This window comes from Brevundimonas sp. Leaf280, assembly GCF_001422455.1.
Lineage (GTDB): Bacteria > Pseudomonadota > Alphaproteobacteria > Caulobacterales > Caulobacteraceae > Brevundimonas.
In genome coordinates this window covers 69,809-96,061 of the sequence record NZ_LMNC01000009.1, presented here as the reverse complement: position 1 = coordinate 96,061, position 26,253 = coordinate 69,809, and the positions used below count along the sequence as shown (strand labels likewise).

The following is a 26,253-nucleotide window of genomic DNA, read 5'->3' as shown; positions in this document are numbered from 1 at the left end:
GTCCGCAATCAGCCGCGCATTCGGCTCAGGCGCGCAGAACCGCCAAGGCCACGCTGGGCGCCGGAGAGGTATCGATGCGGACGACAGTCCAGCCGGAGGCGGCCGCCATGGCCTGAATCGATTCAGGCGTGAACTTGCGCGAGCTTTCGGTGTGGATCGTCTCGCCGGTCATAAAGCGGAATGTTCGATCTCCGATGTGCGCGGTGGTCGGCGCAATCGCCTGCAGATGCATTTCCATGCGCGAGGCGTCCGGATTCCACACGGCGCGGTGAACAAAGGCGTCCACATCGAAATCAGCATCCAACTCGTGATTGGCGCGGATCAGAACATTGCGATTGAAGGCCGCCGTCACGCCCTGGCTGTCGTCATAGGCGGCGACCAGGATTGCAGGATCTTTGACCAGATCGACGCCCAGAATGAACAACGCACCCTCGCCCAGCATCCGACGCGCCGCCGCCAGGAATTGCTCGGCCTCATCCGGTTGCAGATTGCCGATGGTCGAGCCGGGGAAGAAGCCGATCCGTCGCCCCAACGGAAGATCGTCGGGCAGCGGCGCCAAATGCTCGAAATCTCCCAGAACCGGCTGCACGCGCAGCTTCGGATAGTCAGCGCGGACGCGAATGGCGGCGTCCATCAGGGCGCTCTCGCTGATGTCGAGGGGGACGTAGGCGCCGAGGTCGGTGGCGGCATCCAACAGAATCCGCGTCTTTTCGCTGGCGCCGGATCCGAACTCGACCAGCACCGCGTCGGGGCCGAAGTCGGCCGTCAGTTCCGCTGCGCGATCGCGCAACAGCGCCATTTCCTGCCGGGTCGGATAGTATTCGGGCAGCACGGTGATGTCTTCGAACAGACGTGACCCGTCCGCGTCATAGAACCACTTCGGCGGCACAGCCTTTTGTGCACGCGACAGCCCTTCGATCATATCCTTTCGAAAGGCGGCGGTTTGGGCGTCGTCCGCTGCGGCGTCTCGCGCCACGGTCCGATCTTCAGCCAGTCTCAAACCCATGAAGGCCCACCTCTGTTGGGGATAGAAGAAGTTGCGATAGGTGATGCGGTCATGGCCCGGCGGCGTGGCGAAAGATCCGCCTCGCAGCACCATCTGATTGGCCATGAACTTGCCGTTGTATTCGGCGGCGGTGCCCGGCGTCGGCTGAAAACCGGGATAGGGCGCATAGGCGCTGGACGTCCACTGCCACACTTCGCCAACCAGGTTCGAGAACGCATCAGGCGAAGAGGCGGCGGCATGTTCCCATTCCGCCTCGGACGGCAGTCGCTTGCCGGCCCAACGGGCAAAAGCGTCGGCCTCATAAAAGCTGATGTGGCGAACCGGCGCAGTAGGATCGACAGGTTTACGCCCCGTCAGACCCATCACGGTCCAGGCGCCATTAGCCAAACGCCAATACAGCGGCGCGGTCCAGCCCTCAGCCTTGACCGTCGCCCAGCCGTCAGACAGCCACAGCTCGGACCGCAAATAGCCGCCATCCTGGATGAAGGCGATCCAGTCGCCGTTCGTCACCAGATCCGCAGCCAGAGCGAACGGCTCCAGCCAGACGCGGTGCGACGGCCCCTCATTGTCGAAGGCGAAGCCCGATTGGTCGTGGCCGATCGTCACCAGACCGCCTTCGAACGCCACCGTTCCAACGCGCGTGTTTTGAAGCGCCTCGGCTCTGGGCTCGATCTCATAGGCGGCGGGGTCGAGCGGAGAGCGCGACATCAGGTTCAGCACATCCATCAGGAAAAGCTCCTGATGCTGCTGGTCGTGGTGCAGACCCAGCTCGAACAGATAGCGTTGATGGCCGCTGGTCTCGCCCTGCGCCAGCCAGGCGACCATCCGGCGGTCGATCTCTCGGCGATAGGCCAGGACCTCATCGACGGAGGGGCGAGTCATCAGCCCGCGCTGGTCCCGCCTGACCCGCTCGCCCAAAGCCTCATAGTAGGAGTTAAACAGCTGCTGAAAACGCGGATCGACGGGCTGGTATCCGGGATCGGACGACAGGATCATCGCCTCGAAAAACCAGCTGGTGTGCGCCAGATGCCATTTCCCTGGGCTGCAATCCGCCATCGACTGAGCTGACAGATCCTCGGCAGACAAACCTTCAGCCAGAGCGATCATGCGCGCGCGAACAGACTTGAACCGCGCCACGTCTGACGCAACCCGCGGGTCGGGCTCGGAGCGCGCATTCATGTCAGCTGTCCCGTCCGACACCAGCCCCAGCGCCTTGTCAGTGCCGAACAAACGCACCAACAAGGCCAAGGTTCCCAAGCACTTGGCGTTCGGGATCACATATCAGCGCATCGGGCGGCCGCCATGTTTGGCGTATTCAAACCGCGCGATGGTGCGATTATGGACCTCGTCCGGGCCGTCGGCGATGCGCAAGGTGCGGACACCCGCGTAAAGCTCGGCCAAAGGCGTGTCACCCGAGACACCGGCGCCGCCGAACGCCTGAATGGCGTCGTCGATGATCTGCAAAGCCATCTTCGGCGCGGCGACCTTAATCTGGGCGATCTCGGAACGCGCGTTTTTGGCTCCCGCCTGATCCATCATCCAGGCGGCCTTCAGCACCAGCAGGCGGCACATCTCGATGTTGGTGCGCGCCTCCGCGACGCGCTGTTCCCAGACCGAATGCTCGGCCAACTGCTTCTTGAACGCCGTTCTGTTCAACAGCCGCGTCACCATCAGTTCCAGCGCCCGCTCGGCCGCACCGATCGTGCGCATGCAGTGGTGAATACGGCCCGGGCCAAGCCGCCCCTGAGCGATCTCGAAGCCCCTGCCCTCGCCGGCGATCAAGTTCTCGACCGGCACGCGGACATTTTCCAGCACGACCTCGGCATGGCCGATCGGCTTTTCATCATAGCCGAATACCGACAGCATCCGCTCGACACGGAAGCCAGGCGTGTCGGCCGGCACGATGATCTGCGATTGCTGGGCGTGGGATGCGGCGTCGGGGTCGGTCTTGCCCATGACGATGGTCACGGCCAGATTCGGATGGCCCATATTGGTCGACCACCATTTGCGGCCGCTGATGACATAGTGGTCGCCGTCGCGCTCGATCCGGGTCTGGATGTTGGTGGCGTCGGACGAGGCGACCTCAGGCTCGGTCATCAGGAAGGCCGAACGGATTTCGCCGGCCATCAGGGGCTTCAGCCAGCGCGCCTGCTGCTCGGCATTTCCGTACATATGGAGCACCTCCATATTGCCGGTGTCGGGGGCGTTGCAGTTGAACACCTCGGCCGACCACAGATGCCGCCCCATCATCTCGGCCAGCGGCGCGTATTCCAGATTGGTCAGACCCGCCCCGTGTTCGCCGGGCAGGAACATATTCCAAAGTCCGGCTTCCTTCGCGGCCGCCTTCATCGTCTCCATGACCGGCGGCTGACGGTTCGAATCCTCGCGGACCTGTGCGAAATATTCGGCTTCGCGCGGGATGACCTGCTCGTCCAGGAAGCGACGGACGCGGGCGTGCCAATCCAGGGCGCGGTCGGAATGTTTGAAGTCCATGTCGTTTCCTCTTTCCCGTTCGCGTCTCTGCCGGACGCTCGATACGAAAACGGCGCGGTCCCTTGTCGGGAGCCGCGCCGCCATAGCTGGTCGTTCAGACCGGCATCAGCGCTTCAGCAGCGGAGCCAGTTTCTGGGCGATCATCATGTCGCCGGCGATCTTCAGCTTGCCCTGCATGAAGGCCATCATCGGGTCCAGCTTGCCTTCCGACAGAGCCATGAAGTCATCCCACTTCATCGAGACGGTGGCGTCGGCGGGCTTGTCCTCGTTCGTCACCGTGTTCGGCGTGGAGGCGCCGTCGATGTAGATCTTGCCCTCGTCGCCGAGATCGAGCTTGACGGTCTTGCCGAGGCCGGAGTTGTCGCCGACGGCGCCGCGGATGTGTTCGGTGACTTGTGCGAGATCGGGCATTGGGGGCGTCTCCCTGTTGGACGTTGTGAACTACGGGTTAGCCCGCATCGGCGGGGGCGCCAAGATCACGTCGGGGAAAGGTCTGATCACTTCTCCGGATCGCCGTCGCGGAACCGCCATTTCATCACCAGCACGCCCGACGCCATCACCAGCGCGCAGGCGTTGGCGACCGTGACAGGCCAGGCCTGCGTCATGACGCCATAGACGACCCACAGCACGAAACAGGTCACGGTCAGGGAGTAGGTCTTCAAGCTGACCGACGACGCGTCACGCTCCTTCCAAATCTTGACCGCCTGAGGCGCGAAGCTGGTGATCGAGCAGATCGCAGCCGCTGAGCCGACGATATTGGCGATCAGGTCGCTCATGCCACGATCGTCGACATGACGTTGAGGCTAAATATGCACATGCCGCACTCTCAGCGGCCGCCCCAAGGGATGTCAGCGTCGAACGCCAGGCGGCGGCCGTCTGGCCTGGGTCACCTGTTCGAAGGCGTAACCCAGAGAAAGGATGCGCGCATCGTCCCACTTCCCGCCAAGGAAGCTGATTCCCACGGGCATTCCCCGATCGAAGCCCATCGGCACGGTCAGGTGCGGATAGCCGGCGACGGCGGCCAACTGACTGGCCGATCCCTGCATGTCGTCGTCGTCCTTGGGATCGTTGGTCCAGGCGCGCGACGTGGTGGGCGCGATCAGGGCGATCACGCCATTGTCCCTCATCAATCGATCGATGCCCTCCGGCCCCGCCAGTCTAAGCGAGGTTGCGCGCGCCTCCAGATAGTCAGCGTCGGTCAAATCGCCCATCGCCTGGGCGCGCTCGAAGATGTCCTGACCGAACAGCACCGTCTCGCGCGGTTCGGCGGCGTTGAAGGCGATGACGTCGGCCAGGGTGCGGGTGCGGACCTGCTGCGGGTCGGTCGAGGCCAGATAGGCGTTCAGATCGTGCTTCAGCTCGTAGAGCAGCACCTTGAACTCGGCCGCGCCTATGACCCGGCCATCCGGTCCCTCGGGCAGATCGACCAAGACAGCGCCGGCATCGCGCAGGGCCTTCAGGTTCTGCTCGAACACCGCCTGGGTTTCGGGCGAGTAGCCTTTCAGGAACCGCATCACCCCGATCCGCGCACCGCGCAGCGCATTGGCGTCCAGCCCGGCGGCGTAGTCGACCTTGTGCGCATCGGCCTCGACCGTCGCCGGATCGGCCGGATCGGACCCGGCGATGACCGTCAGCACCCTGGCCGCATCCCTGACGGTCGTCGCCAGCGGCCCGGCCGTGTCCTGCGAATGGCTGATCGGCACGATGTGGGTGCGCGAGACCACGCCCACGCTCGGCTTGAACCCGACCACGCCATTGACCGACGCCGGGCAGGTGATCGACCCGTCCGTTTCCGTTCCGATGGCGACGGGCGTCAAGCCCAGCGCCACCGCCGCTCCGCTGCCGGACGATGATCCGCACGGTGTGCGCGCGGGATCATAGGGGTTCAGCGTCTGGCCGCCGACAGCGCTCCAGCCGCTGATCGAGTCCGACGAGCGGATATTGGCCCATTCCGACAGATTGGTCTTGCCGACGATCACGGCCCCTGCAGCGCGCAGTCGTGTGACCAGCGGCGCGTCCCGTCCCGGCGCATTGTTCGCCAGCGCCAACGATCCGGCGGTGGTCGGCATGTCCGCCGTCTCGATATTGTCCTTCAGCAGGATCGGCATGCCGGAAATCGCCGACATGCCCTGACGGGGTGATCTTGCGGTCCAGACCAGCACCGAATGGGCGCTGTCAGTCGCCCGCCCCGCAGCGACCACGTCGGACGCAGACGGATAGGCGCTCTGCCCGGTCGCGCAGCCCGCGAGGGCCAGCGCGACCGCAGCCGCCAGAATCAGTCGGCCTTGGGTTCGGCCCGTTTGCCGATCGTGCGGTCCAGGAAGTCGAGATAGGTGCGCCATTGTTGCAGTTGCCTCGGATCGCCGCGGACGCCGTGCCGCTGGCCGGGATAGAGCATCATTTCGAACGGCACACTCTTGGCCTGCAAGGCGTCGATGACGCGCGTCGCATTGCCGAAGATGACGTTGTCGTCGGCCATGCCGTGCAGCAGCAACAGCCGCCCCGTCATATCGTCCAGCCGCGGCAGGACGTCGGTGGCGGCATAGCCCTCCGGATTGGCCTGGGGCGTGGACATATACCGTTCGGTGTAGTGGGTGTCGTACAGGCTCCATTCCGTTGGCGCCGCGCCCGCCAGGGCCGAGGCCAGGCCGGCGTCCTCGTCCGTCAGTGTCAGCAGGCTGAGGAAGCCGCCGAAGCTCCAGCCCATCACCGCGATATGGTCGGCATCGACGTAAGGCAGGGTCTTCAGCCATTGCGCGGCCTGGGCCTGATCCTCGACCGCCGGAATGCCCAGACGGCGATAGATGCTGGTCTCGAACGCCTGCGACCGGTCGCCTTCGCCGCGATTGTCGACACGGAAGACGATGTAGCCCGCCTCGGTCAGCAGTTGGTTGGTCAGCGGCTGCCAGCTCTTCTGCACGCCCGCCCCGGTGCCGGGGCCGCCATAGACCTGCATCACCACCGGATACTTCTTGGACGGATCGAAGTCGGGCGGCGTGGTCATGCGCCACACCAGGGCCTGGCCGTGGCTCTGCATCGTGCCGAACTCGGGCGCGCGCAGGCGTGAGACGTAAGGGGCGAACGGATGGTTGGCGTCGAGCTTGTTCTCTTCGATCCAGCGCACGCGCGTGCCGTCGATGCGGTAAAGCGCCGACTGGGTCGGCGTCGTCGGGTCCGAATAGTTGCCGACATAGGCCGTCGCCGGCCCGTTCACCGACACCGTCCACCAGCCGCCGCCCGGCGTCACCGCGACCGGATCGACCGTGCGGTTCAGATTGGCGCGGAACATCTGCTGCTCGATCGGCAGTTCCTTGCCGTCGCGCATCGAGGCGGTGAAATAGACCTCGCCGGTCTGTTCGTTGACGCCGTCAAGATGTTTGACCGGATAGTCGCCGCGCGTAATGGCCCGCAGGCGTCGCCCGTTGCGGTCGTACAAATACAGGTGCCGCCAGCCCGAATCCTCATTGGACCAGATGAACCGGCCGTCAGACAGGACGCGGAAGTCGTCGTTCAGATCGACCCAGGCCTGCGCCTTCTGGCTCAGGATCACGCGTGACGCGCCGGTCGTCGGATCGACGCTCAGCAGATCCAAAGTCTTCTGGTCACGCGACTGGCGCTGGACATACAGGGTCTTGCCGTCGCCGGACCAGTTCACCCGCGCCAGATAGATGTCGGTGTTGGATCCCAGGTCCACCTTGACCCGTCCCCCGCCCTGTAGGTCGCGCACATACAGTTCGACCACCGCATTGGGTCGCCCCGCGCGAGGATAGCGCTGCTCCACCATCGTCGCGCCGCCTCCGGTGATCTCGAAACGCGGCACGATATCAACGGGGCTCTCGTCCACGCGCGTCATGGCGATGTAGCGCTCGTCCGGGCTCCACCAGTATCCGGTGTCGCGATCCATCTCCTCCTGGGCGATGAACTCGGCGGTGGCCCAGGTGATCAGGCCCGCGCCGTCGTCGGTGATCGGCGTCTCCTTGCCGCTCGCCAGATCATAGACGACCAGATTCTGATCGCGGACATAGGAGACATAGCTGCCCTTCGGCGACACCTTGGCGTCGATCTCGTCGGCCGGCGTCTCGGTCAGGCGGCGCACCTTGCCGTCCGCCCGGTTCGCCAGGAAGATGTCGCCTTCCAGCGGCGCCAGGATGTAGCGGCCCTGCTGGTCCCAAGAATATTCGACCACGCCGCGCGCACTGATCCGCATCCGCTCGCGCCGGGCCTTTTCGGCCTCCGACAGTTCGCCGGCGTCGGGAACCAGCGCCCGTGCGTCGATCAGCTTATAGGGTTCGCCCTCGCCCGTAGGCGCCGCCCACAGGTCCTGCACATCTACATTGTCCTCGCGCGAACGCAGGAAGGCGACCAGCTGTCCATCGGGCGACAGGCTGACTCCCTTGGCTACCGGACCATTCAGGCTGGGGCTGGAGAAGACCCGTTCGGGCGTCAGGATGTTGGAGGGCGTCTCCTGTGCGAGCGCCGATGTGGCCGACAGGAGGATGGTCGAGGCGAGAAGAATGGTGCGCATGGGTCGAGACGCTAGCGGTGCTTCTGCAAGCCGTCACGAGGAAATGTCGTCGCCGGGCGAAAGGCTTGTCCTTCCCTGCGAGGGGTTCTCAGATTAGAGAGACGGCACGATGACAGACGCCGCCCTCACCCCCGCCCCCGTGAAAGCCAGCCCCTTCAATGAGCTTGAGGTTTTGTGGGTGCGCCACTGGACCGACAGCCTGTTCAGCTTCGGCGTCAAACGGCCCGAGGACTTCCGCTTCCGCTCGGGCGAGTTTGTGATGATCGGCCTGCCCGGCGAAGACGGCGGAAAGCCTGTTTTGCGCGCCTATTCCATCGCCAGCCCTTGCTGGGCCGAGGAGCTGGAGTTCTTCTCGATCAAGGTCGCCGACGGCCCCCTGACCTCGCGCCTGCAGAAGATACAGCCCGGCGACACCGTCCTGATGGGCAAGAAGCCGACGGGCACCCTGGTGCTGGACGCCCTAACCGGCGGCGAGCGCCTGTTCCTGATCGGCACGGGAACGGGTCTGGCGCCCTGGCTCAGCGTCGCGCGCGATCCAGAGACCTATTCCCGCTTCGGCCATGTCTATGTGATCCACACGGTCCGCAGCGTCGCCGACCTGGCCTATCGCGACTTCTTCACCCGCGAGATCCACGACGATCCACTGATCGGCGAAGAGGCCCAGGCACAGCTGACCTATTACCCCACCGTGACCCGTGAGGATTTCGAAACCCCCGGCCGGATCACCGACCGCATCAAGTCCGGCGACTTCTTCCGCGACCTGGACCTACCCGAGGGCTTCGACCCCGACCGCGACCGCGCCATGTTGTGCGGCTCGATGGCCATGATCAAGGAAGCCGGCGAGCTGCTGGAGACCTATGGCCTCAAGGAAGGCTCCAACGCCGAACCCGCCGACTACGTCCTGGAACGCGCCTTCGTCGGTTGAGACCGTCTGACGGCTTGGCTTGCGCGGCCTGACCCGCTAACCCCACGGCCATGTCGAAGCCCGCTCTTGTCGCCGTCGATCCCCGCATCGATCCCGCAGAATGCCAGTCGATGGCCGATGTCCGCCAGGGCGTCGACGCCCTGGACCGCGCCCTGGTCGCCCTGTTGGCCGAGCGCCAGCGCTACATGGACGCCGCCGCCCGCATCAAGCCCGACCGCGACGCCGTCTTCGACCAGGCCCGCATCGACGACGTCGTCGCCAAGGTTCTGGTCTCCGCCGAGGCCCACCATCTCTCGCCCGACATCGCCGAACCCGTCTGGCGCCTGCTCATCGACCGCTGCATCGCCCACGAGTTCGCGACCTACGACCGAACTCGCAGCTAGGGCGGCGAAATGTTAGCTTCCGGTCATAGCTCGACCGGAACTGTCCATCTTCAGCGACCATGACGCCGAGGCGGAAGCCGACATTTCGGCTCGCCGCATCGTCCCGCATGAAGACGTGGTCGAATGGCTGAAGACGTGGGAAACGGCTGAAGAAGGCCCGCCTCCGGCCAAATGGAACATAGCTGGCTGAGCCCATCTGCGCGCGAAAGCCATTCGGAACGTCGAAGCTATCTGACCCCCGTCACTCAGTTCGAGCCCTTTGGCCAACCTCGGCCTTGGCGACACTGTGAGTCGCTGCCACAAGCGGCACAACTCCTGGGGGAAGTTATGCGTGAAGGTATTGGTGCGCTCGTCGCGCTTGCAGGAATGATCCTGTTCCTTGTTTCCATCGTCTGCCTAATTCGGCCGATTAAGGCGATAAAACTCGGCAACCGAAAGCGCGCGGGTCTGGCGCTGCTAGGATCAATCGCCCTGTTCACAGCGGGTGGGTTCATCATGCCGCCGCCAACGCCGGAACAAATCGCAGAACGCGAGGCTGCCGAAAAGCAGCGTGAAGCTGATCGCGAAAAGCAGAACGAAGAACGCGCCGCCGAACTAGCGGCAGAAGAGAAGGCCAATGCTGATCGTGCGGCGGCTGAGCTTGCACGCCAGAAACCTCTCATGACGTCTGCCGCCAAGACGCTGTGGCAACAAGTGACTGCGCAAGCGGCACCTTGTGACACAACCAGCAAGAACTTCGCTGACTATATCGGACGGCCAGGGGCTAGCATCTACGATGCTTATGATCTGGCTCAAGCGGCAAACCGCATATGTGGGGAAACTGCTACCAACATCGGCCAACTGCGGGTTTCCAGCGACATCCCACAATCAAAACGCGAGGCTTTTACAGAAGCCCTCACGACTTGCCGAAACGCCTATTACTCGAAGTCTTCGGCCTTCAGTCAGATGGCCGAAGTCCTCAATGGCGACATGCGACCCTCTGCGGTAAACGACGCCCGGCAAGCTGCGGAACGCTCACAGGCAGGGACCATGCTGTGCGGTTTTGGATTCCTTAAAGCGGTGAATGATGCAGGCCTATCGCTTGAAGAAGTGATGGGCAAAGACTTCGCAGAACAGGAAGGATGAATGACCAAGCTAGCTGCTAGCATCCTATTCTTAGATGCATAGTCCTTTAATATCAGCCCATTAGGCCCAAGCAGCGTCAATCGTCCTACCGCTCCTTCCGGTCGCCGTATAATGGACTTCCGGTCTTTGACATCGCGGCGCGCCTCGCCTGCCGAAATTGCACTTTCTTGCACTTTGCACGCGTTTTCGGAGTGCAGTGCAATTTCGGGCGACGGCCGAAGTTGGACTCACTTGGACACTTGGACTGCTTTTTCGAGTCCGACTTTCGCCCGACAGCCTCAGGCTTTCAGGCCGCGCAGCATCAGCTCGTGGCGATAGGCCGCAACATCGGCCAGGGCCGCTTCCAGCGCATCGCGCACCCGTTCCACCGCCGGCGCGGCCAGCTTCTGATCCACCGCTTCCGCCTCGGCGCAGATCCCCGCTAGGTCTCGCGCACCGATGCCCGCCGCCGCGCCCCGGATCGTATGGACCCCGTCACGCCAGCCCTCGACCTTGGGATCCAGCATGACGGACCACAGACCGGCCTGATTGACGAACAGGCCCAGCACCTCCTCGTTGATGGCGTCGTCACCGCCCGTCATGCCGTTCAGCACGGTGAAATCGACCGCGCCCGTCAGATCGCGCAACGCCATCAGGCCGCCGTCTCCTCGCCCTTGGCCAGGCGCGAGTTCCTGGACGACCACAGCAGATAGATGGCGATCCCGATCACATTCCAGACGACGAACCCGATCTGCGTCACCGGCTTCAGGCTCAGGAAGAAGACGATGCAGCCGATCACGCTGACCGCGCCCACCAGCGGCCACAGCGGCGCCTTGAACACCCGTTTGCGACCCGGCTCGCGGATACGTAGCACGATCAGGCACACCCCGACCGAGCAGAAGGCCGCCAGCGTCCCGGCATTGGCCAGCGACGCCAGTTCGTCCAGCGGCAGCAGGCCAGCCAGGATCGCCACCACGACGGCCGTGAACACCGTCACCACCGCCGGCACGCCGCGACTCGACACCTTGGCCAGGCGGCGCGGCAACAGGCCATCGCGCGCCATGCCCAGGAAGATGCGGCTCTGGCCGAACAGGAAGGCCAGCAGTACGGTCGGAAGCGCGATCACCGCCGCCGCCGCGATCCACTGGGCCGCCGTCCCCTGCCCCATCTGACGCAGGATCAGAGCCAGGGGCTCGGGGCTGCTGGCGAAGGTCGCCACCGGCCGCGCGCCGATCGCTGCGGCCGCCACGACCAGATAAAGCGCCGTGCAGATCAGCATGGAGCCGACGATGCCGATGGCCAAGTCACGTTCGGGCTTCTTGGTTTCCTCCGCCGCCGTCGAGATGGCGTCGAACCCATAGAAGGCGAAGAAGATGATCGCCGCCGCCGCCATCACCCCGGTCTGGACGAAGGGCGCGCCGAAGCCGTTGGGCATGAAGGGCGTGAAATGCTCGGGCTTGAAAGCCGGCAGGGCGATGGCGACGAAAACCACCAGCGCCGCGATCTTGATCAGCACCAGCACCGCGTTCAGCGTCGCGCTCTCCTTGGTGCCCAGCAGAAGCAGGCTCGTCACTACCCCGATGATGGCCACGGCCGGCAGATTGACGATCCCGCCCGCGTGCGGTCCGGCGACCAGCGCCGTCGGCAAGTCGATCCCCAGCCCGCTCAGGAAGCCGACGGCATAGCCGGACCAGCCCACCGCCACGGCGCTGACCACCAGCGAATATTCCAGGATCAGGCTCCACCCCACGATCCAGGCGATCATCTCGCCCAGCACGGCGTAGGAATAGGTATAGGCGCTGCCCGCCGTCGGCATCATGGTCGACAGTTCGGCATAGGCCAGGGCCGCGCAGGCGCAGACTAGTCCCGCCAGCCCGAAGCTGATCAGCACCGCCGGCCCCGCCAGCCCGGCCCCCACGCCGATCAGTGTCAGGATGCCGGTGCCGACGATAGCCCCCACACCCAGGGCCAGCAGATGCGGCCAACTCAACGTCGGCTTCAGCCGCGGTCCGTCGTGCGGCGCCATCATGGTGTCGATTGATCGACGCCGGTTCCAGAAGGCCATGATGTTCGCTCCCCCGCCGCTTGCCGCGGCTGATTCCACGGGGACCATACTCCGTCGCAGAAAGTTTGCGAAAGCGCTTGCCAACCCCCGAACCGCTGGGTAGTAGGAGCGCCCTTCGGCAAGGCCTCGCCCCCGAAGACGCAGACGATCGGTCGGGTGATTAGCTCAGTTGGTAGAGCAGCTGACTCTTAATCAGCGGGTCGTAGGTTCGAACCCTACATCACCCACCATCGTCGCTTCTCAAAAAAACAGACGTTCAATCGTCACGCATTGCGGTGGGCTAGGTCGAAGTCCCGCGCATTGGTTTCAAGGCCTCATAAAACGAGGATCGACAACTCAGCCAGTTCGCGCGACTGATCGCACAAGGCGCCGCCCTGGCGCGATCACTTCGCATCTTCACCAGTTACGCCCGATGACTCCTGCTCCGCTGAAACGCATTCTGATCGTCGGGGGCGGCACGGCCGGCTGGATGGCCGCCGCCGCGCTGGCGCACGTCACGCGCGGCACGGTGAAGATCGAACTGGTCGAGTCCGAGGTTATCGGCACGGTCGGCGTCGGCGAGGCGACGATTCCGCCGATCCTGCTGTTCAACCAGTTGCTGGGCATCGACGAGAACGAATTCGTCCGCGCCACCCAGGCGACCTACAAGCTGGGCATCCAGTTCAACGACTGGTTCCAGAAGGGCCGGAGCTATTTCCACCCGTTCGGAACCTATGGCACGCGCATCGACGCCGCCTCCTTCCACCAATATTGGCTGAGGCTGAACAAGGCGGGGCTGGACGACGACCTGGACGCCTATTCCGTCACGACGATGGCGGCGCGCATGGGCCGTTTCACCCGTCCTGACACCGACCCGCGCGGCGCCGGCTCGCAGATGACCTACGCCTTCCATTTCGACGCCGGCCTGTACGCACGCTTCCTGCGCCGGCGCGCCGAGTCGCAAGGCGTCGTGCGTCATGAGGGCAAGGTCGCCGACGTGCGCCTGCGCGACGGCGACGGCTTCATTCAGTCGGTGCGGTTGGACGACGGCCGCGAGCTGGAGGCGGACTTCTTCATCGACTGTTCGGGCTTCCGCGGCCTGCTGATCGAAGGCGCGCTGAAGACGGGCTACGAGGACTGGACCCATTGGCTGCCGGCGGACCGTGCTGTGGCCATGCCCTGCACCCGGATCGGCGATCCGACGCCCTATACCCAATCGACGGCCCTTGAGGCGGGGTGGCGCTGGCGCATTCCGCTGCAGCACCGCACCGGCAACGGCTATGTCTATTGCAGCCCCTTCATCTCGGACGATGAGGCCCAGGCCAAGTTGCGCGCCTCCCTGGACGGCGAGGCGATGGCGGAACCCAACTTCCTGCGGTTCACCACCGGTCGCCGAAAGAAGACCTGGAACAAGAACTGCTTGGCCTTGGGCCTGGCGTCGGGCTTCCTGGAACCGCTGGAGTCGACCTCCATCCATTTGGTGCAGTCGGGCATATCCAAGTTGCTGCTGCACTTCCCCGACACCGGCTTCGCCCAGGCCGATATCGACAACTACAACCGCATGATGCGGCTGGAGACCGAGCGCATCCGCGACTTCATCATCCTGCACTATCATGCCACGGCGCGCGACGACTCGCCCCTGTGGCGCCACGTGCGGGCCATGCCGATTCCCGAGACGCTGAAGCAGAAGATGGATCAGTTCCGCAGCCGGGGCCGCATCTTCCGCTATGAGGACGAACTGTTTCAGGAGACGAGCTGGATCGCCGTGCTGCTCGGCCAAGGCGTCATCCCCGAGCGGCACGATCCGATCACGGAGACCATCCCTCTGGAGCAGGTCCAGCAATGGCTGCATAAGATGAAGGCGATGATCCAGCAGGGTGTGGCGCGGATGCCAACCCACGAGGCCTTCATCGCCGCCAACTGCAAGGCGCCGCCGATCAACTGAACCACTCGACGCGACCGACCTGATTAGGTCTGAACAGACCGTTGAGCTCTTGGATTTCGCGCGACGGGGCTTAAATGCCGATGCCTGCCGCTGAACGGAATCCGACCTATGGCCGACTACGACTACGACCTCTTCGTCATCGGCGCCGGTTCGGGCGGGGTGCGGGCGGCGCGGCTGACGGCGCTGGACGGCAAGAAGGTGGCGGTCGCGGAGGAGTACCGGGTCGGCGGCACCTGCGTCATTCGGGGCTGCGTGCCCAAGAAGTTCATGGTCATGGCGTCCGAGGTCAGCCACGCGTTGGAGATCGCCGAGGGCTATGGCTGGTCCTTCGACAATGTGAAGTTCGACTGGCCCACCTTCCTTGAAGCCAAGGACGTCGAGATCGCGCGCCTGTCCGGCATCTATGCCGCCAATCTGGGCAAGGCCGGGGTCGAACTGGTCCACGGGCGCGCGGTTCTGAAAGACGCCCACACGGTTGAGATCGTCGGCAAGGATCGCACCATCACCGCCGAGAAGATCCTGATCGCCACGGGCGGCCGCCCGTGGAAGCCGGACGAAATGCCGGGGATTGAGCACGCGATCACGTCCGAAGAAGCCTTTCACTTGCCTGAACTGCCCAAGCGCATCCTGATCGCAGGCGGCGGCTATATCGCGGTGGAGTTCGCCGGCATCTTCGCGGGCCTGGGCGTGGAGACGACGCTGATCTATCGCGGCCCCAACATCCTGCGCGGCTTCGACGACGATGTGCGCGCACACCTGGCCGGAGAGATCGAAAAGCGTGGCATCAAGGTCATTCTGGGCTGCCAGCACGAGAAGATCGAAAAGACCGACACCGGCCTCGTCAACCACCTCGAAAACGGCATGAAGCTGGAGACGGACGTCGTCATGTTCGCCACCGGCCGCATCCCTCACGTTAAGGATCTGGGGCTGGAGAACGCCGGCGTCGAGCTGAATGAAGCGGGCGCCATCAAGGTCGATCCCCATTCCAGGACGACGGCGGACAACATCTGGGCCATCGGCGACGTCACCGATCGGATGAACCTGACGCCCGTCGCCATCCGCGAAGCCGTCGCCTTCCATCAGACCGTCTATCGCGACAATCCCCAGCACTTCGACTACGAGGCCGTGGCCACCGCCGTCTTCAGCCAGCCGCCGGTCGGGGTCGTGGGCCTCAGCGAGGCGGAGGCCCGCCGCTCCTGCTCGAACGGCGTCGATGTCTATGTCACCCGGTTCCGGCCGATGAAATACGCCTTTACCGGCTCTGATGAGCGGGTGCTGATGAAGCTGGTGGTCGATGCCGACAGCCAGCGCGTGGTCGGCGTCCATATCGTCGGCCCCGACAGCCCCGAGATGATCCAGCTGGCCGCGATCGCCGTGAAGGCCGGCTTGACCAAGGCGCAGTGGGACGCCACTTGCGCCGTCCACCCCACCATGGCCGAAGAGCTGGTCACGCTGAAGGAAAAACAGTCGGGCGCGACCTCCGCCGGCTGACGCTTGCTCTCAGGGCCTGGGCCGCTCGCGGAACCGCTCGAGCAGGTCCAGCCTGGCGCTCAACGGCACGGGCGTCACGGTCGGTCCCGGATTCACGAAGTTCATCAGCCGGGTGTCCCTCAATATCGCCGTGGGCCAGCGTGGCCGCCCGACGCCGTTCGGATCGCCCGAGCGCGCGAAGGCGGTCCAGTAGCCCATCATGGCCTCCGATGCCTTTCGGTCCCGATCCTCGACCGGATACGGCAGGGTGTTCAACGTGCCGAACACATAGGGTCGCTCGATCGCATGGGTCGCGCCGCCATGCGGCTCGGGATTCTGCGGCGACGAGATATCGAAGCGATAGAGCCAGGCCGGATGGCCCGCCTTGGCATGCAGCCGCGCCAGCATCCGGGCCGGCTCCGAGAACACCAGATCCGTGATCGCCAGCTTGTCGAACGCCTCCAGCCCGCCATAGGCCTGAACGGCGTCGGCGCGCTCGAGCCAGGTCATGTCGTCATCGATCTGACCATAGCCGTTGCGATCCGTGGGCCGCATCCACCAGAACTCGGCGCTGTTGCTGCCGATGATGAAGGGCACCGGGGCCTGGCGACCGGCCTTGAAGGCCGCCTCGACGGTGGACGGCACGATCCGCCCGTCGATGAGCGTCAGGTCGCCGTTGGCGAAGACCGGAGGCGGCGTCAGGAACAGATCGGCCGGCGCCGCGCGCAAATCCGCCGCCGTTCGCAGTCCCGCGCCGTAGGCCCAGACTTCGCCGCGCTCCAGCGCTGAAGGCGCACCATAGGCGCCCTTGCGGTCCAGCGGCGTCTGCAACTCCCGCCCCAGGCCGGACTGAACGATCGCCCGATCGAACAGACCGCGCGCCGGCGGAGAAATCATCAGCCGCGTGACGATCGCCCCGCCCGCCGATTCGCCGAAGATGGTTACGTTCTTGGGGTCGCCGCCAAAAGCCGCGATATTGGCGCGCACCCATTTCAGCGCCGCCGTTACGTCCATCAGGCCGTAATTCCCCGCCGTCTCGCCAGCCGGCCGTTCGGCCGCCAGCGCCGGATGATCGAAGAAGCCCAGCCGCCCCAGGCGATAGTTCAGCGTCACCACGACCATGCCGCGCTTGGCCAGGTTCGTTCCATCATACAGCGGCGCGGTTCCCGACCCGTTCACCAGGCCCCCGCCGTGAATCCAGACCATGACCGGGGCAGGTTGCGCCGCGCTGATCGGCCGCCAGACGTTCAGGTTCAGACAGTCCTCGCTCATCGGCAAGGGACCGACGCCGGGGTCGCCGTTCGGCGGCGCCTGGATGCACAGCGGACCATAGGCCGAGGCGTCGCGCTGGCCCTGCCAGGTCGGCGCGGGACCGGGCGGTCGCCAACGCCGCTCGGCCGTCGGCGGCGCGGCATAAGGAATGTTCTTGAACGCCTCCACATCGGCATCCGCACGTCCGTTCAGGACGCCCTGCGAAATGCGGACGGTGGGCTGGTCGGCTGCGGGCGCCATCATGAGCGAAAGGGTGGCGAAAACGCCGGCGATTGTCATGCGCGCTGATTAGCAAATTACGGCGTCTCGCCAATAAACTTGCGATCACAGTTCACGACAGGCGATGAGAGAACCGATTTCAATATGGCGCGTTATCGCCAAGCTGTGCGGGGTAGGCGTTGAACGAAACAGTGAAATCTAGCGACCTGACCGTCGATCTGGGCGCGGCTTTCGAAGCCTCGCCCAATCCGTATGTGCTGATTACGCCTGACCTGCGCATCGCAGAAGTCAATCAGGCCTACATAGATGTCACAGGTGCCAAGCGTAGCGACATGGTCGGTCAGCCCCTGTTCTCGACCTTCGACTCGGGACCTGGCTCGGACGCCCCAGAGAACGTCCGCCAAGTCCGTGCTTCACTGGAAAAGGCGCGCGACACCCGACAACGCGATCACCTGGCGGTCGTGCGCTTTTCAATGCCTCGAGCCCAGCCGGACGGCACCGAAGGTTTTGAGGAACGTCTCTGGAGCGCCACCCATACGCCCATCCTGAACGCCGACGGCGAAGTGGTGATGCTGCTTCAGCACACCACGGATGTGACGGATTTGGCGCCCGTCATCCGCCCGGATGAGCCGACAACCGCGCTGGACGCGATTGTCGGCGGCTCGGTCCTGCGTCGCGCCCAGTCTGTTCAGGAGGACAATCGTCGCCTGGAGACCGAGCGCAACCGTCTGGTCGAAATGTTCATGCAGGCGCCCGGCTTCGTCGCCATCCTGTCCGGGCCGGATCACCGGTTCCAGATGCACAACGACGCCTACAGCCAACTCATCGGTCACAGGGATATCGCCGGCAAGCCCGTCAGGCAGGCTCTGCCGGAACTGGAAGGCCAGGGCTTCTACGAGTTTCTCGACAGCGTCTTCGCCACAGGCGAGCCCTATGAAGGCCGCGAGAGCGCAGCGCAGCTGCAACGCAAGCCCGACGGGTTGCTCGAAACCGTCTATCTCAACTTCATCTATCAGCCGATCCGCGACGACTCAGGCGCGGTCGTGGGCATCTTCGTTCAGGGCCACGACATCACCGAAAACGTCCTGGCCGCCCAGCGTCAGAAGTTGATGATCGACGAGCTGAATCACCGCGTGAAGAACACACTCGCCACGGTCCAATCCATCGCCATCCAGACGGCCCGCTCCAATACCGACCCGGCCAGCTTCGCGGAGACATTCCAGTCCCGGATCATGGCGCTGTCGCACACCCACAATCTGCTGACGCAAAGCCATTGGGAGGGCGCCGACCTGCGTGCCATCCTGGAGCATGAGACTGAAGCCTACGGACCGACCCGCATAAGCCTGAATGGCCCGCCGGTGTCGCTGGAGCCCGCCGTCGTTCTGTCTCTGGGCATGATCTTCCACGAGCTTGCGACGAACGCCGCCAAATACGGCGCCCTGCATACGCCGGACGGTCGCATCCTCATCGACTGGGGTTTGGCGGATCAGCGCGACCGGAAACTGAAGCTGAGCTGGCGCGAAATCGGCGGCCCCAAAGTTACGGTTCCGGAAAGAAGGGGCTTCGGTAGCCGTTTGATTGAACGAAACATTCGACATGATCTGGCGGGCGAGATCGATCTGGTCTACGCCCCTGACGGATTGATCGCGGAACTGACGGTTCCACTGGACAGGACGGCCGCACAATGACTCAACCTCTGACCGGTCGCCGTGTCCTCGTGGTCGAAGACGAGTCGCTCGTCGCCATGCTTCTGGAAACGATTCTGGAAGACATGGAATGCGTCCCGATCGGTCCTGCCTCCAATGTGGACGACGGTCAGAGACTCGCCCGGGACACGGAAAATCTCGACGCCGCCCTGCTGGACGTGAACGTCGCCGGTCGTCAGGTCTTTCCCGTCGCGGAGGCGTTGAAGGAACGCGGCGTGCCGTTCGTGTTTTCGACCGGCTACGGCGAAGGCGGTCTGCCCGACGAATGGCGCGGCCAGCCCACGATCCAGAAACCCTTCACAGAAGCCGCTATTCGCGACGCCCTGATGAAAGCCATGGGCGTCGCCGAGGCCTGACCCCTAATTCGGCATCCGCTGTGGCGCGAACCAACCTTTGTCCGTTCTATAAATACTGCCGGCGGCCGTCAGAATATCCAGAGTGTGTCGTAAGCTTTCGGCGACGGCTTTCGCGCCTTTCGGAATCTCGAGACAGGATGCGAGATGTTCGACGTCCAACGGTCGCCCCACCCCGCGCATCACCTCCAACACGGTCATAATGCGCGCGATTTCGTCAGACGGTAAGATCGGGCGAGGAGTGGGCGCCTCCTTCTGCATCGATCGGTGTGGTTTGCGAGATTTAGGAAAGTTGACGTTCTGGTAGACAGGACGGAGATAATGAATCTGTCCCGCATCTTCTTCCGCTGCTCGGGTTTGATTGAGAGCCACCAGCTGTGAAATGACGGCCTCGTCACCGAGATCAGAGGGCCATCCATAAGCTTGCAGCACCAGCGCATCCAAACGCTGGCTCGCATGCAAAAGCAGATCCACGCAGCCTGCCTGCCGAATGGCTCGATCATGCTCGGTAAGCGATACCCCGGCCAAGACCCTCTCCATCACGTTGTACAGACCCGTCATCGACAGGTCCGGATTCTGGGCCAGCGCGCGCGATCTCAGATCGTCCAAGCCCTCAGCAAAGGTGGCGATTTCCTCACGCAGCAATGGACTTGCGTCGGGGAAGGGAAACCGGTCGAAACACGTTCCCTTAGAATAGACAGGGCGATCTTCGAGCTTTCCGCCGACGGCAAGCGCCCACGCCCGGTGTACCCTGGACGACAGCACGCCCAGCACGAAGGCATCGTCAGACGCGATGCAGACCAGCCGATTATCCGGCAATATCGAGGCGTCCAGAAATCGGAACCAACGGTGTTTGGACGTCTCTACCGTCGCAATGAAACGCGGCAATCCTTTTAAGGCCCGACGAAGTTCTCGTCTCGGCTCGCCAAAAATCCACCAGTTGTCACGATAGGACGCCCTGTTGTTTGCGTCCCGGTCCGGTTTCACAGTTTCCATCAAATGCTGCATGAAGCCGGGATGCTGTCGGATCGCCTCGTCCTGAGGCCATCCGAATAGATCGATGACCTGCAGATTACGCGAGCGGTCCGTCAAATCCTTGCCGTTGCGGTAGGACCTGAGGGGTGTGGTCTGTCGGTCAACCGACTGGTTCGCCAATGCAGCGGCTTTCTTCGAAGTAATGAGAAAGCCGTCTCCCATCAACTGCACGCCTCGGTGAGCCAACGTGGCGTTGGCCTTCAGTCGCACGGTGCGTTCGACCCCGCGCCCGATCGTGAGATCGCTGCCGATATCGCCTCTGGCCTCCGAGTAGGTCACGCCTTCCGCACTCTCCCGCGCGACGGTCAGCAGCCTTCCCCGCCCATTGGGAGGCCCTGCTTCTGCGACCAGCATCGCCACCCTGACTGCTGCTGCGCCCTTACCCTTGGTCCAGGGATGATCAGCAATGGCGAACGTCAATCGGATCGGCACGTCGCCCTGAAGCCTTTCCTCAATGACGCGGCGCGAAAATGTTTGGGTGATGGAGTTCGTCGTCACAAAACCGAAACGCTGCAATGCAGGCGCAGGCATGGAATGGGTTCGAAGCGCACCAGAGAGGTCATCGAACGGACCTCGGTTCGCGGCATCTTCGATTAGAATTTCCGCCGCTCGATCCCACCAAACCGTCACGATATCGGCAGACCGAAAACGCTCTCCACGAGAAGCCCAGAGCGCCTCGGCGTAGTCCGAGCCCAGTTCGTCGCGAAGGTTCTTCCCCGCGATGAAGGGGGGATTTCCGATGATGAAATGGGCTTTCGGCCATGCCGGCGCGAAGGGGTCAATGTGTCGTACGCCGTCTGTTGATAACGAACAGGGCATCTTAGTGGTCCGCAAGATCGCATCGCCCTGCTCGATGACGCAGTAATTCTTCAAAACTGGATTGGACGTAAGCACCTGGCCCGAGTGCCGGTAATGCCATTGTAGATGGCCGATCCACATGACGACCGTGGCGATCCAGACGGCTTGAGGGTTCTTCTCGATGCCCATGAACTGACGTGGGCCGACCGACAATCCATCGGTCTCCAGCACGCGCTGCGAAACACCCAGCGACGCCAGCCGCTCAACAACCTCGCCCTCAAGGCCCTTCATCCTGTCCATGGCGATGTAGAGAAAATTGCCCGTCCCGCAGGCGGGATCAAGCACGGCGATGTGGCACAGGGCGTTGTGAAAAGACTTCGCCAACTCACATGCCTTGCGAAGATATCCCTCCCGCTCGAGCTTATCGATTTGGACGCTCGTTGCTTCCCACTCGTTCTGCAGCACATCAATGATGGTCGCCTGCACCAACGTCTCGACCATGGCTTTTGGCGTGTAATGCGCTCCAAGCTCGCCCCTCTCCTCGGCGGACAAGGCATTTTCCATGAGCGCGCCAAAGATCGCTGGCTCGACCTTCGCCCAGTCGCAGGCCGCAGCCTTACAAAGAATATCCAGCTCACTTTCCGAAACCGCGATCGCCGCGTCTTCGGCATACAAGCCGCCATTGTACCAGAGCATGTCGCATCGAAGGACCGGGCAGTAACCCCCTGTATCCATCGTGCGAAACACCTGACTGATCGCCTTGCTGAAGTTCTTCGCTGCCCCCTGATAGCTTTTCAGGAACTCGCCAAAGGCTCGGTCCGGGATTAGCTTTACGCTGTCGGCAAACATGGCGAAAACGCACTGCATCACAAAGACGGCCACGCGCCGTTCCCATGCTGCGCGATGAACCGGATCGTTCGCTGCCCCCGCCTCGCGAGAGAAGCGTTTTCGGAAGGACTGAACCAGGCGTCCCAGAAGCGCAGCAATTTCTGTCGTCGCCTCCTCCACACGCCTCGCAGGGTCCAGCGACATGGGATCGCTCCATACGGCCGCCAGGCGCTCCCTGATCTTGGGATCGCGCAGATCCGAAAGCGCAATCCGGTAGTTTTCGCGGTCGGGATATTGGAGGTAGGTCTTTCCCATCCGGCTGAAGTCGGACCAGAGTTCAATGGTCCGCCCCACGTCGACCATGATGAGAAACGGCGGCCATTCGTCCAGCGCTCGCGCATAGCCTTTAGCTTGAGCCCGAGCCTTCTCCATTTTTCGTTCGACAACGTCGGGTCCGACCAGCTTCATCTGCTGCTTGTCGGGAGTGTTGGCCAACCGCTTGGCTGTCTGTTTCGCTTCAAGCACGAAACATTCGCGACGATAGCAGTCGATGTAGCCCCAATGAGAGCTGAGATCGTCGTGAAGGAACCTTACGATCCGTTCGAACCCGTAATCGGGGTCGCCGACCTTTTCGTCGTTAGGAGCGGCGACGCCAAGAACCCTGCAGAGTTGAATAACGAAGGACTGCGCTGTCTGCCGCTCTGAAGCCGATGCGTTTGCCCAAATCCTGATGAAGTCTTCTACATCCATAAGTCGCACCCCAGAACAGGAATGCGTCTTTAACGTGCATTACAACCGGCCACAACCGGTGATTATGTTTGGCCGAGAAGCATCGGCTTTCCTAGCCAGTAAGACAGTTCAGCAGGTCGCGAGATGTCCCAGATCGCGAAGTCAGCGGCTTTGCCACTTTCCAAAGTGCCGATCTCACCCAACAGACCCAGCGCCCGCGCCGCCTCCCGCGTTGCGCCGGCCAAAGCCTCTTCCGGCGTCAGACGGAACTGCACGCAGGCGAGGTTGAGCGCGGCGGTCATGGAAGCGATGGGAGAGGTGCCGGGGTTGCAGTCGGTGGCGACGGCCATCGGCACGCCGTGCCGGCGCAGTCGATCGATGGGCGGCGCCTGGGTCTCGCGCAGCATCAGATAGGCGCCGGGCAAAAGGACGGCGACCACGCCGGCGGCGGCCATGGCGGCGACGCCTTCCTCGGTCGCATGTTCGATGTGATCGGCGGACAGAGCCTGATAGCGCGCCGCTAGGGCAGCACCACCGCCGTTCGACAACTGGTCGGCGTGCAGCTTGACCGGTAGCCCCAGCGCGCGCGCCTTGTCGAAAAGACGCGACACTTCTTCGGTCGAGAAGGCAATGGGCTCGCAGTAGGCGTCGACCGCGTCGACCAGACCTTCGGCATGGGCGGCGGGCAGGATGTGGTCGATGGCCAAGTCTACATAGGCGGCCCGGTCGTCGCGATATTCAGGCGGCACGGCATGCAGGCCCAGATAGCTGGTACAGACACGCACGCCGCCCTCGCGCCCGATCCTGCGTGCGACGCGCAGCATCTTCAGCTCGGTCTCAAGGTCCAACCCATAGCCGGACTTGATCTCGACGGTGGTGACCCCTGTGGCCTTCAGCCCCGCCAGACGCGTCATGGCGGAAGCGAACAGGTCGTCCTCAGACGCCGCCCGCGTGGCCTTGACCGAGGAGACGATGCCCCCGCCGGCGCGTGCGATTTCCTCATAGGTCGCGCCGCCGAGCCGCTGTTCGAACTCGGCAGAACGGTCTCCGCCGAACACCAGATGGGTGTGGCAGTCGATCAGGCCAGGCGTGATCCATCGCCCCTCCAGCCGCTCGGTTTCAGCCGCCTCTACGGGCGGCAGGTCAGCGCGCGGTCCCACCCAGGCGATGCGGCCATCGGCGACGACCACGGCGGCGTCCTGAATCGCGCCATAAGGGACCGGTCCCTCGACCATGGTGGCTACATGGCAATCGATCAGCAGACGATCGGCCTTCATCGGCGAGGCTCCTTGGCCAAAACGGGTGAATGGGCTGACGAGAAACGCGCGACCAGATCGTAGCGGTCGCCGGGGAAGGTCTGCCAGACCCGCGTCACCCCCTGCCCGTCCCGCCACGTCCGCCGCTCGACGCACAGGCAGGCGGCGCCGGGCTTGAGTTCCAACAGGCGTGCAGCGCGGGCGTCGGCCGCGATGGCCGAGATGCGGTTCTCCGCCTCGGTCCAGGGCGCGGAGTCCAAGAGCCAGCTTCCCGGCGGAACCGTACGAAAATCGACGTCTATGGCTTGAGGCGCCGCGCCGAGCGCGATGAGCCGATATTCCAAAGCCAGGGGCGCGCCGTCGGCGCTGTGCAGACAGGTCAGATCCAACAGAAGACCACCCGACGCCAGTTCAATTTCGTCCGCACCGTCCGGCTCGCGTTCGATCCGCTCCAGCAGGACATAGCCGTAAGCCTGCCCGCGCTCGATCACTTCGGCCCGCAAGTCGGGAATAGCCAGGACGGCGGCGTGGGCCTTGGGCTGGGCGACGAAGGTGCCGGCGCGACGCCGACGCGTCACTAGCCCCCGCCCTGCCAGTTCCGAGATGGCCTTGGAGACCGTCATGCGCGAACAACTGTAGCGTTCGGTCAGCTCATGCTCGAACGGAATGCGGTCTCCGGGCGATAGCTCGCCGGACAGGATAAGCCCCTCCAGATCGGCGTAGATGCGGCGATGCAGGCTCATCCCAACACGGCCGATAAGGCCTTGCGATAGCGCGCTACAATGCCGTCTCGGGCGATATGGCGGCCGTCTTTCACGACCTCCCGCCCCGCTCGCCAAACCGAACGGATCGAGCCCGTCGGCGCGCCGAAGATCCAGCTGTCGAGCACCGCATCGCCCGACCGTCCCGCAAAGGCGACGCCGCTTGTATCCAGCGATACGATGTCCGCCGACGCCCCGACGCTCAGTCCCGACGCCGCGCCTGTCGCCTGGACGCCGCCCGCCAACGCGCGATCGAACAAGGCGCGCCCCGTCGAACGCTGCGGATCGGCCATGACGGCTCGGCCGCGCAACGAAAGACGCTGGCTGTACTCCAGCATCCGCAGTTCCTCTGCGACGCCGATCTGCACGTTGGAATCGGTCCCGATGCCGAACCGGCCGCTGGCGCGCGTGAAATCGACCGCCGGGAAGACGCCGTCGCCCAGATTGGCCTCCGTGATCGGGCACAGACCGACGACGGCGCCGCGCGCGACGACGCCCTGCCACTCGGTCTCGGTCACATGGGTGGAGTGGATCAGGCACCAGCGCTGATCGACCGGCGCATTGGCCAAGAGCCATTCGACCGGCCGAGCGCTAGACCAGGCCAGGCAGTCCGCGACCTCCTTGGTCTGTTCGGCGACATGGATATGGATCGGCCCATCGCCCGCCAGCGCAGGCATTGCCCTCAGCTGATCCGGGCTGACGGCGCGCAAGCTGTGCGGCGCCACCCCGACCACAGCGTCGGGCAGATCGGCGGTCAGGGTCCGGCATCGCGCGACCAGATCGACGAAACCGTCCAGATCGTTGATGAAGCGCCGCTGTCCATACGCCGGCGGTTGTCCGCCGAACCCGGCATGGGCGTAGAAGACCGGCAGCAGGGTCAGGGCGATGCCCGTCGCCTGCGCCGCCGCCACGATCCGCGCAGCGATCTCGGCCCGGTGCGAATAGGCCGCGCCTGACGGGTCGTTGTGCAGATAATGGAACTCGGCGACGCGGGTGAAGCCGCCCTCCAGCATTTCCATGAAGGCCAGGGCGGTGATGGCCTCGATCTCTTCCGGCCCGCCCCGATCAAGGAAGCGGTACATTAACTCGCGCCACGTCCAGAAGTCGTCGTCTGAAGGCCCGCGCGCTTCGGTCAGGCCCGCCATGGCGCGCTGAAAGGCGTGGCTGTGGACATTGGCGACGCCAGGCAGGGCGACACCGCCCCCCTCGTCCGCCGGGCTGCGCGCAACGTCTGTTTCAAGACTGACGATCCGCCCGCCTGCGATGCCGATGCGGACGCCGCGCCCCCAGCCGTCCGGCAACAAGGCCGCCTCGAACCAGAGGGTGCGATCCACAGGCTGCGGCTGAAGGGTCACTGGACAGGTCCGTGTCGTTACGATCAATATGTCTAGACATACCACG

General features: G+C 64.0%; 20 protein-coding genes and 1 tRNA gene. 8 read left to right on the top strand and 13 right to left on the bottom strand.

Features of this window, described 5'->3' with window-relative positions; genetic code table 11:
- Positions 1-25: 25 nt before the first annotated feature.
- The 6 genes from egtB to ASF31_RS14055 all read right to left on the bottom strand — a co-directional run bounded on the left by egtB (position 26) and on the right by ASF31_RS14055 (position 8,024).
- Positions 26-2,185 carry an ergothioneine biosynthesis protein EgtB gene (gene egtB / locus ASF31_RS14080; protein WP_055755246.1) on the bottom strand — a complete coding sequence of 720 codons (2,160 nt, stop codon included), beginning with the start codon at positions 2,183-2,185 and terminating at the stop codon, positions 26-28.
- A 102-nt stretch (positions 2,186-2,287) separates the two neighbouring features.
- Positions 2,288-3,499: an acyl-CoA dehydrogenase family protein gene (locus ASF31_RS14075; RefSeq protein ID WP_055755225.1), complete on the bottom strand. Its 1,212-nt coding sequence runs from the start codon at positions 3,497-3,499 to the stop codon at positions 2,288-2,290.
- Between the two features lie 105 nt (positions 3,500-3,604).
- Entirely contained in the window at positions 3,605-3,910 is a 306-nt protein-coding gene (locus ASF31_RS14070) for an SCP2 sterol-binding domain-containing protein (RefSeq protein WP_017506191.1), read from the bottom strand.
- Positions 3,911-3,996: 86 nt separating this feature from the next.
- Positions 3,997-4,275: a SemiSWEET family sugar transporter gene (locus tag ASF31_RS14065; RefSeq protein WP_039243605.1), complete on the bottom strand. Its 279-nt coding sequence runs from the start codon at positions 4,273-4,275 to the stop codon at positions 3,997-3,999.
- A 72-nt stretch (positions 4,276-4,347) separates the two neighbouring features.
- The gene (locus ASF31_RS14060) at positions 4,348-5,841 is read right to left on the bottom strand and encodes an amidase (protein ID WP_200918649.1); all 1,494 of its coding nucleotides are present in this window, start codon (positions 5,839-5,841) and stop codon (positions 4,348-4,350) included.
- On the bottom strand, positions 5,775-8,024 hold the full coding sequence (locus tag ASF31_RS14055) for a S9 family peptidase (protein WP_055755223.1): 2,250 nt from the start codon (positions 8,022-8,024) through the stop codon (positions 5,775-5,777). The genes ASF31_RS14060 and ASF31_RS14055 overlap by 67 nt, the downstream gene beginning before the upstream one ends.
- A 109-nt stretch (positions 8,025-8,133) precedes the next feature.
- On the opposite strand from ASF31_RS14055, the gene ASF31_RS14050 reads away from it, so the two are divergent.
- The 3 genes from ASF31_RS14050 to ASF31_RS14040 all read left to right on the top strand — a co-directional run bounded on the left by ASF31_RS14050 (position 8,134) and on the right by ASF31_RS14040 (position 10,457).
- The gene (locus tag ASF31_RS14050) at positions 8,134-8,949 is read left to right on the top strand and encodes a ferredoxin--NADP reductase (RefSeq protein ID WP_055755222.1); all 816 of its coding nucleotides are present in this window, start codon (positions 8,134-8,136) and stop codon (positions 8,947-8,949) included.
- A 50-nt stretch (positions 8,950-8,999) separates the two neighbouring features.
- Positions 9,000-9,332 carry a chorismate mutase gene (locus ASF31_RS14045; RefSeq protein WP_055755221.1) on the top strand — a complete coding sequence of 111 codons (333 nt, stop codon included), beginning with the start codon at positions 9,000-9,002 and terminating at the stop codon, positions 9,330-9,332.
- A gap of 327 nt (positions 9,333-9,659) precedes the next feature.
- Positions 9,660-10,457 (top strand): hypothetical protein, encoded by a 798-nt coding sequence (locus ASF31_RS14040; RefSeq protein ID WP_156356072.1) that lies wholly within the window; start codon positions 9,660-9,662, stop codon positions 10,455-10,457.
- Positions 10,458-10,735: 278 nt separating this feature from the next.
- On the opposite strand, the gene ASF31_RS14035 is transcribed toward ASF31_RS14040, so the two are convergent.
- Positions 10,736-11,089 (bottom strand): Hpt domain-containing protein, encoded by a 354-nt coding sequence (locus ASF31_RS14035; protein ID WP_055755219.1) that lies wholly within the window; start codon positions 11,087-11,089, stop codon positions 10,736-10,738.
- Positions 11,089-12,501 (bottom strand): amino acid permease, encoded by a 1,413-nt coding sequence (locus tag ASF31_RS14030; protein ID WP_055755218.1) that lies wholly within the window; start codon positions 12,499-12,501, stop codon positions 11,089-11,091. The genes ASF31_RS14035 and ASF31_RS14030 overlap by 1 nt, the downstream gene beginning before the upstream one ends.
- Positions 12,502-12,655: 154 nt before the next feature.
- Here ASF31_RS14030 and ASF31_RS14025 point away from each other — a divergent pair.
- From ASF31_RS14025 to gor, 3 genes are all read left to right on the top strand, one after another.
- A tRNA-Lys gene (locus tag ASF31_RS14025) sits at positions 12,656-12,731 on the top strand.
- A gap of 182 nt (positions 12,732-12,913) precedes the next feature.
- On the top strand, positions 12,914-14,425 hold the full coding sequence (locus tag ASF31_RS14020; protein ID WP_055755217.1) for a tryptophan halogenase family protein: 1,512 nt from the start codon (positions 12,914-12,916) through the stop codon (positions 14,423-14,425).
- Positions 14,426-14,533: 108 nt separating this feature from the next.
- Positions 14,534-15,916: a glutathione-disulfide reductase gene (gor, locus tag ASF31_RS14015; RefSeq protein ID WP_055755216.1), complete on the top strand. Its 1,383-nt coding sequence runs from the start codon at positions 14,534-14,536 to the stop codon at positions 15,914-15,916.
- Between the two features lie 9 nt (positions 15,917-15,925).
- Here the strand turns inward: gor and ASF31_RS14010 are convergent, their stop codons facing one another.
- Positions 15,926-17,446 carry a carboxylesterase/lipase family protein gene (locus tag ASF31_RS14010; protein WP_055755215.1) on the bottom strand — a complete coding sequence of 507 codons (1,521 nt, stop codon included), beginning with the start codon at positions 17,444-17,446 and terminating at the stop codon, positions 15,926-15,928.
- A gap of 119 nt (positions 17,447-17,565) precedes the next feature.
- Between ASF31_RS14010 and ASF31_RS14005 the strand changes: the two genes are divergently transcribed.
- Both ASF31_RS14005 and ASF31_RS14000 read left to right on the top strand, forming a co-directional pair.
- The gene (locus ASF31_RS14005) at positions 17,566-19,074 is read left to right on the top strand and encodes a PAS domain-containing sensor histidine kinase (protein WP_055755214.1); all 1,509 of its coding nucleotides are present in this window, start codon (positions 17,566-17,568) and stop codon (positions 19,072-19,074) included.
- Complete coding sequence (locus ASF31_RS14000) at positions 19,071-19,448, top strand: response regulator (protein ID WP_055755213.1); 378 nt, start codon at positions 19,071-19,073, stop codon at positions 19,446-19,448. The genes ASF31_RS14005 and ASF31_RS14000 overlap by 4 nt, the downstream gene beginning before the upstream one ends.
- 3 nt (positions 19,449-19,451) lie before the next feature.
- Here ASF31_RS14000 and ASF31_RS13995 read toward each other — a convergent pair whose 3' ends face one another.
- From ASF31_RS13995 to ASF31_RS13980, 4 genes are all read right to left on the bottom strand, one after another.
- Complete coding sequence (locus tag ASF31_RS13995; RefSeq protein ID WP_055755212.1) at positions 19,452-22,856, bottom strand: DNA methyltransferase; 3,405 nt, start codon at positions 22,854-22,856, stop codon at positions 19,452-19,454.
- Positions 22,857-22,918: 62 nt separating this feature from the next.
- A complete protein-coding gene (gene hutI, locus ASF31_RS13990; protein WP_055755211.1) occupies positions 22,919-24,112 on the bottom strand; it encodes an imidazolonepropionase in 1,194 nt (397 codons plus the stop codon).
- On the bottom strand, positions 24,109-24,834 hold the full coding sequence (gene hutC / locus ASF31_RS13985; RefSeq protein WP_055755210.1) for a histidine utilization repressor: 726 nt from the start codon (positions 24,832-24,834) through the stop codon (positions 24,109-24,111). Before hutC ends, hutI begins: the two co-directional genes overlap by 4 nt.
- Complete coding sequence (locus ASF31_RS13980) at positions 24,831-26,207, bottom strand: formimidoylglutamate deiminase (RefSeq protein WP_156356070.1); 1,377 nt, start codon at positions 26,205-26,207, stop codon at positions 24,831-24,833. The genes hutC and ASF31_RS13980 overlap by 4 nt, the downstream gene beginning before the upstream one ends.
- Positions 26,208-26,253 lie beyond the last annotated feature (46 nt).

Coding starts and splice junctions, on each gene's coding strand:
- ASF31_RS14000 (WP_055755213.1), top strand. CDS start 19,071: ATGACTCAACCTCTGACCGGTCGCCGTGTCCTCGTGGTCGAAGACGAG.
- gor (WP_055755216.1), top strand. CDS start 14,534: ATGGCCGACTACGACTACGACCTCTTCGTCATCGGCGCCGGTTCGGGC.
- ASF31_RS14050 (WP_055755222.1), top strand. CDS start 8,134: ATGACAGACGCCGCCCTCACCCCCGCCCCCGTGAAAGCCAGCCCCTTC.
- ASF31_RS14055 (WP_055755223.1), bottom strand. CDS start 8,024: ATGCGCACCATTCTTCTCGCCTCGACCATCCTCCTGTCGGCCACATCG.
- ASF31_RS14035 (WP_055755219.1), bottom strand. CDS start 11,089: ATGGCGTTGCGCGATCTGACGGGCGCGGTCGATTTCACCGTGCTGAAC.
- ASF31_RS14010 (WP_055755215.1), bottom strand. CDS start 17,446: ATGACAATCGCCGGCGTTTTCGCCACCCTTTCGCTCATGATGGCGCCC.
- hutC (WP_055755210.1), bottom strand. CDS start 24,834: ATGAGCCTGCATCGCCGCATCTACGCCGATCTGGAGGGGCTTATCCTG.
- ASF31_RS14045 (WP_055755221.1), top strand. CDS start 9,000: ATGTCGAAGCCCGCTCTTGTCGCCGTCGATCCCCGCATCGATCCCGCA.
- ASF31_RS14075 (WP_055755225.1), bottom strand. CDS start 3,499: ATGGACTTCAAACATTCCGACCGCGCCCTGGATTGGCACGCCCGCGTC.
- ASF31_RS14070 (WP_017506191.1), bottom strand. CDS start 3,910: ATGCCCGATCTCGCACAAGTCACCGAACACATCCGCGGCGCCGTCGGC.
- ASF31_RS14020 (WP_055755217.1), top strand. CDS start 12,914: ATGACTCCTGCTCCGCTGAAACGCATTCTGATCGTCGGGGGCGGCACG.
- ASF31_RS14060 (WP_200918649.1), bottom strand. CDS start 5,841: ATGGCGCACCTATCTCGACTTCCTGGACCGCACGATCGGCAAACGGGC.
- hutI (WP_055755211.1), bottom strand. CDS start 24,112: ATGAAGGCCGATCGTCTGCTGATCGATTGCCATGTAGCCACCATGGTC.
- ASF31_RS14040 (WP_156356072.1), top strand. CDS start 9,660: ATGCGTGAAGGTATTGGTGCGCTCGTCGCGCTTGCAGGAATGATCCTG.
- ASF31_RS14030 (WP_055755218.1), bottom strand. CDS start 12,501: ATGGCCTTCTGGAACCGGCGTCGATCAATCGACACCATGATGGCGCCG.
- egtB (WP_055755246.1), bottom strand. CDS start 2,185: ATGAATGCGCGCTCCGAGCCCGACCCGCGGGTTGCGTCAGACGTGGCG.
- ASF31_RS13995 (WP_055755212.1), bottom strand. CDS start 22,856: ATGGATGTAGAAGACTTCATCAGGATTTGGGCAAACGCATCGGCTTCA.
- ASF31_RS14065 (WP_039243605.1), bottom strand. CDS start 4,275: ATGAGCGACCTGATCGCCAATATCGTCGGCTCAGCGGCTGCGATCTGC.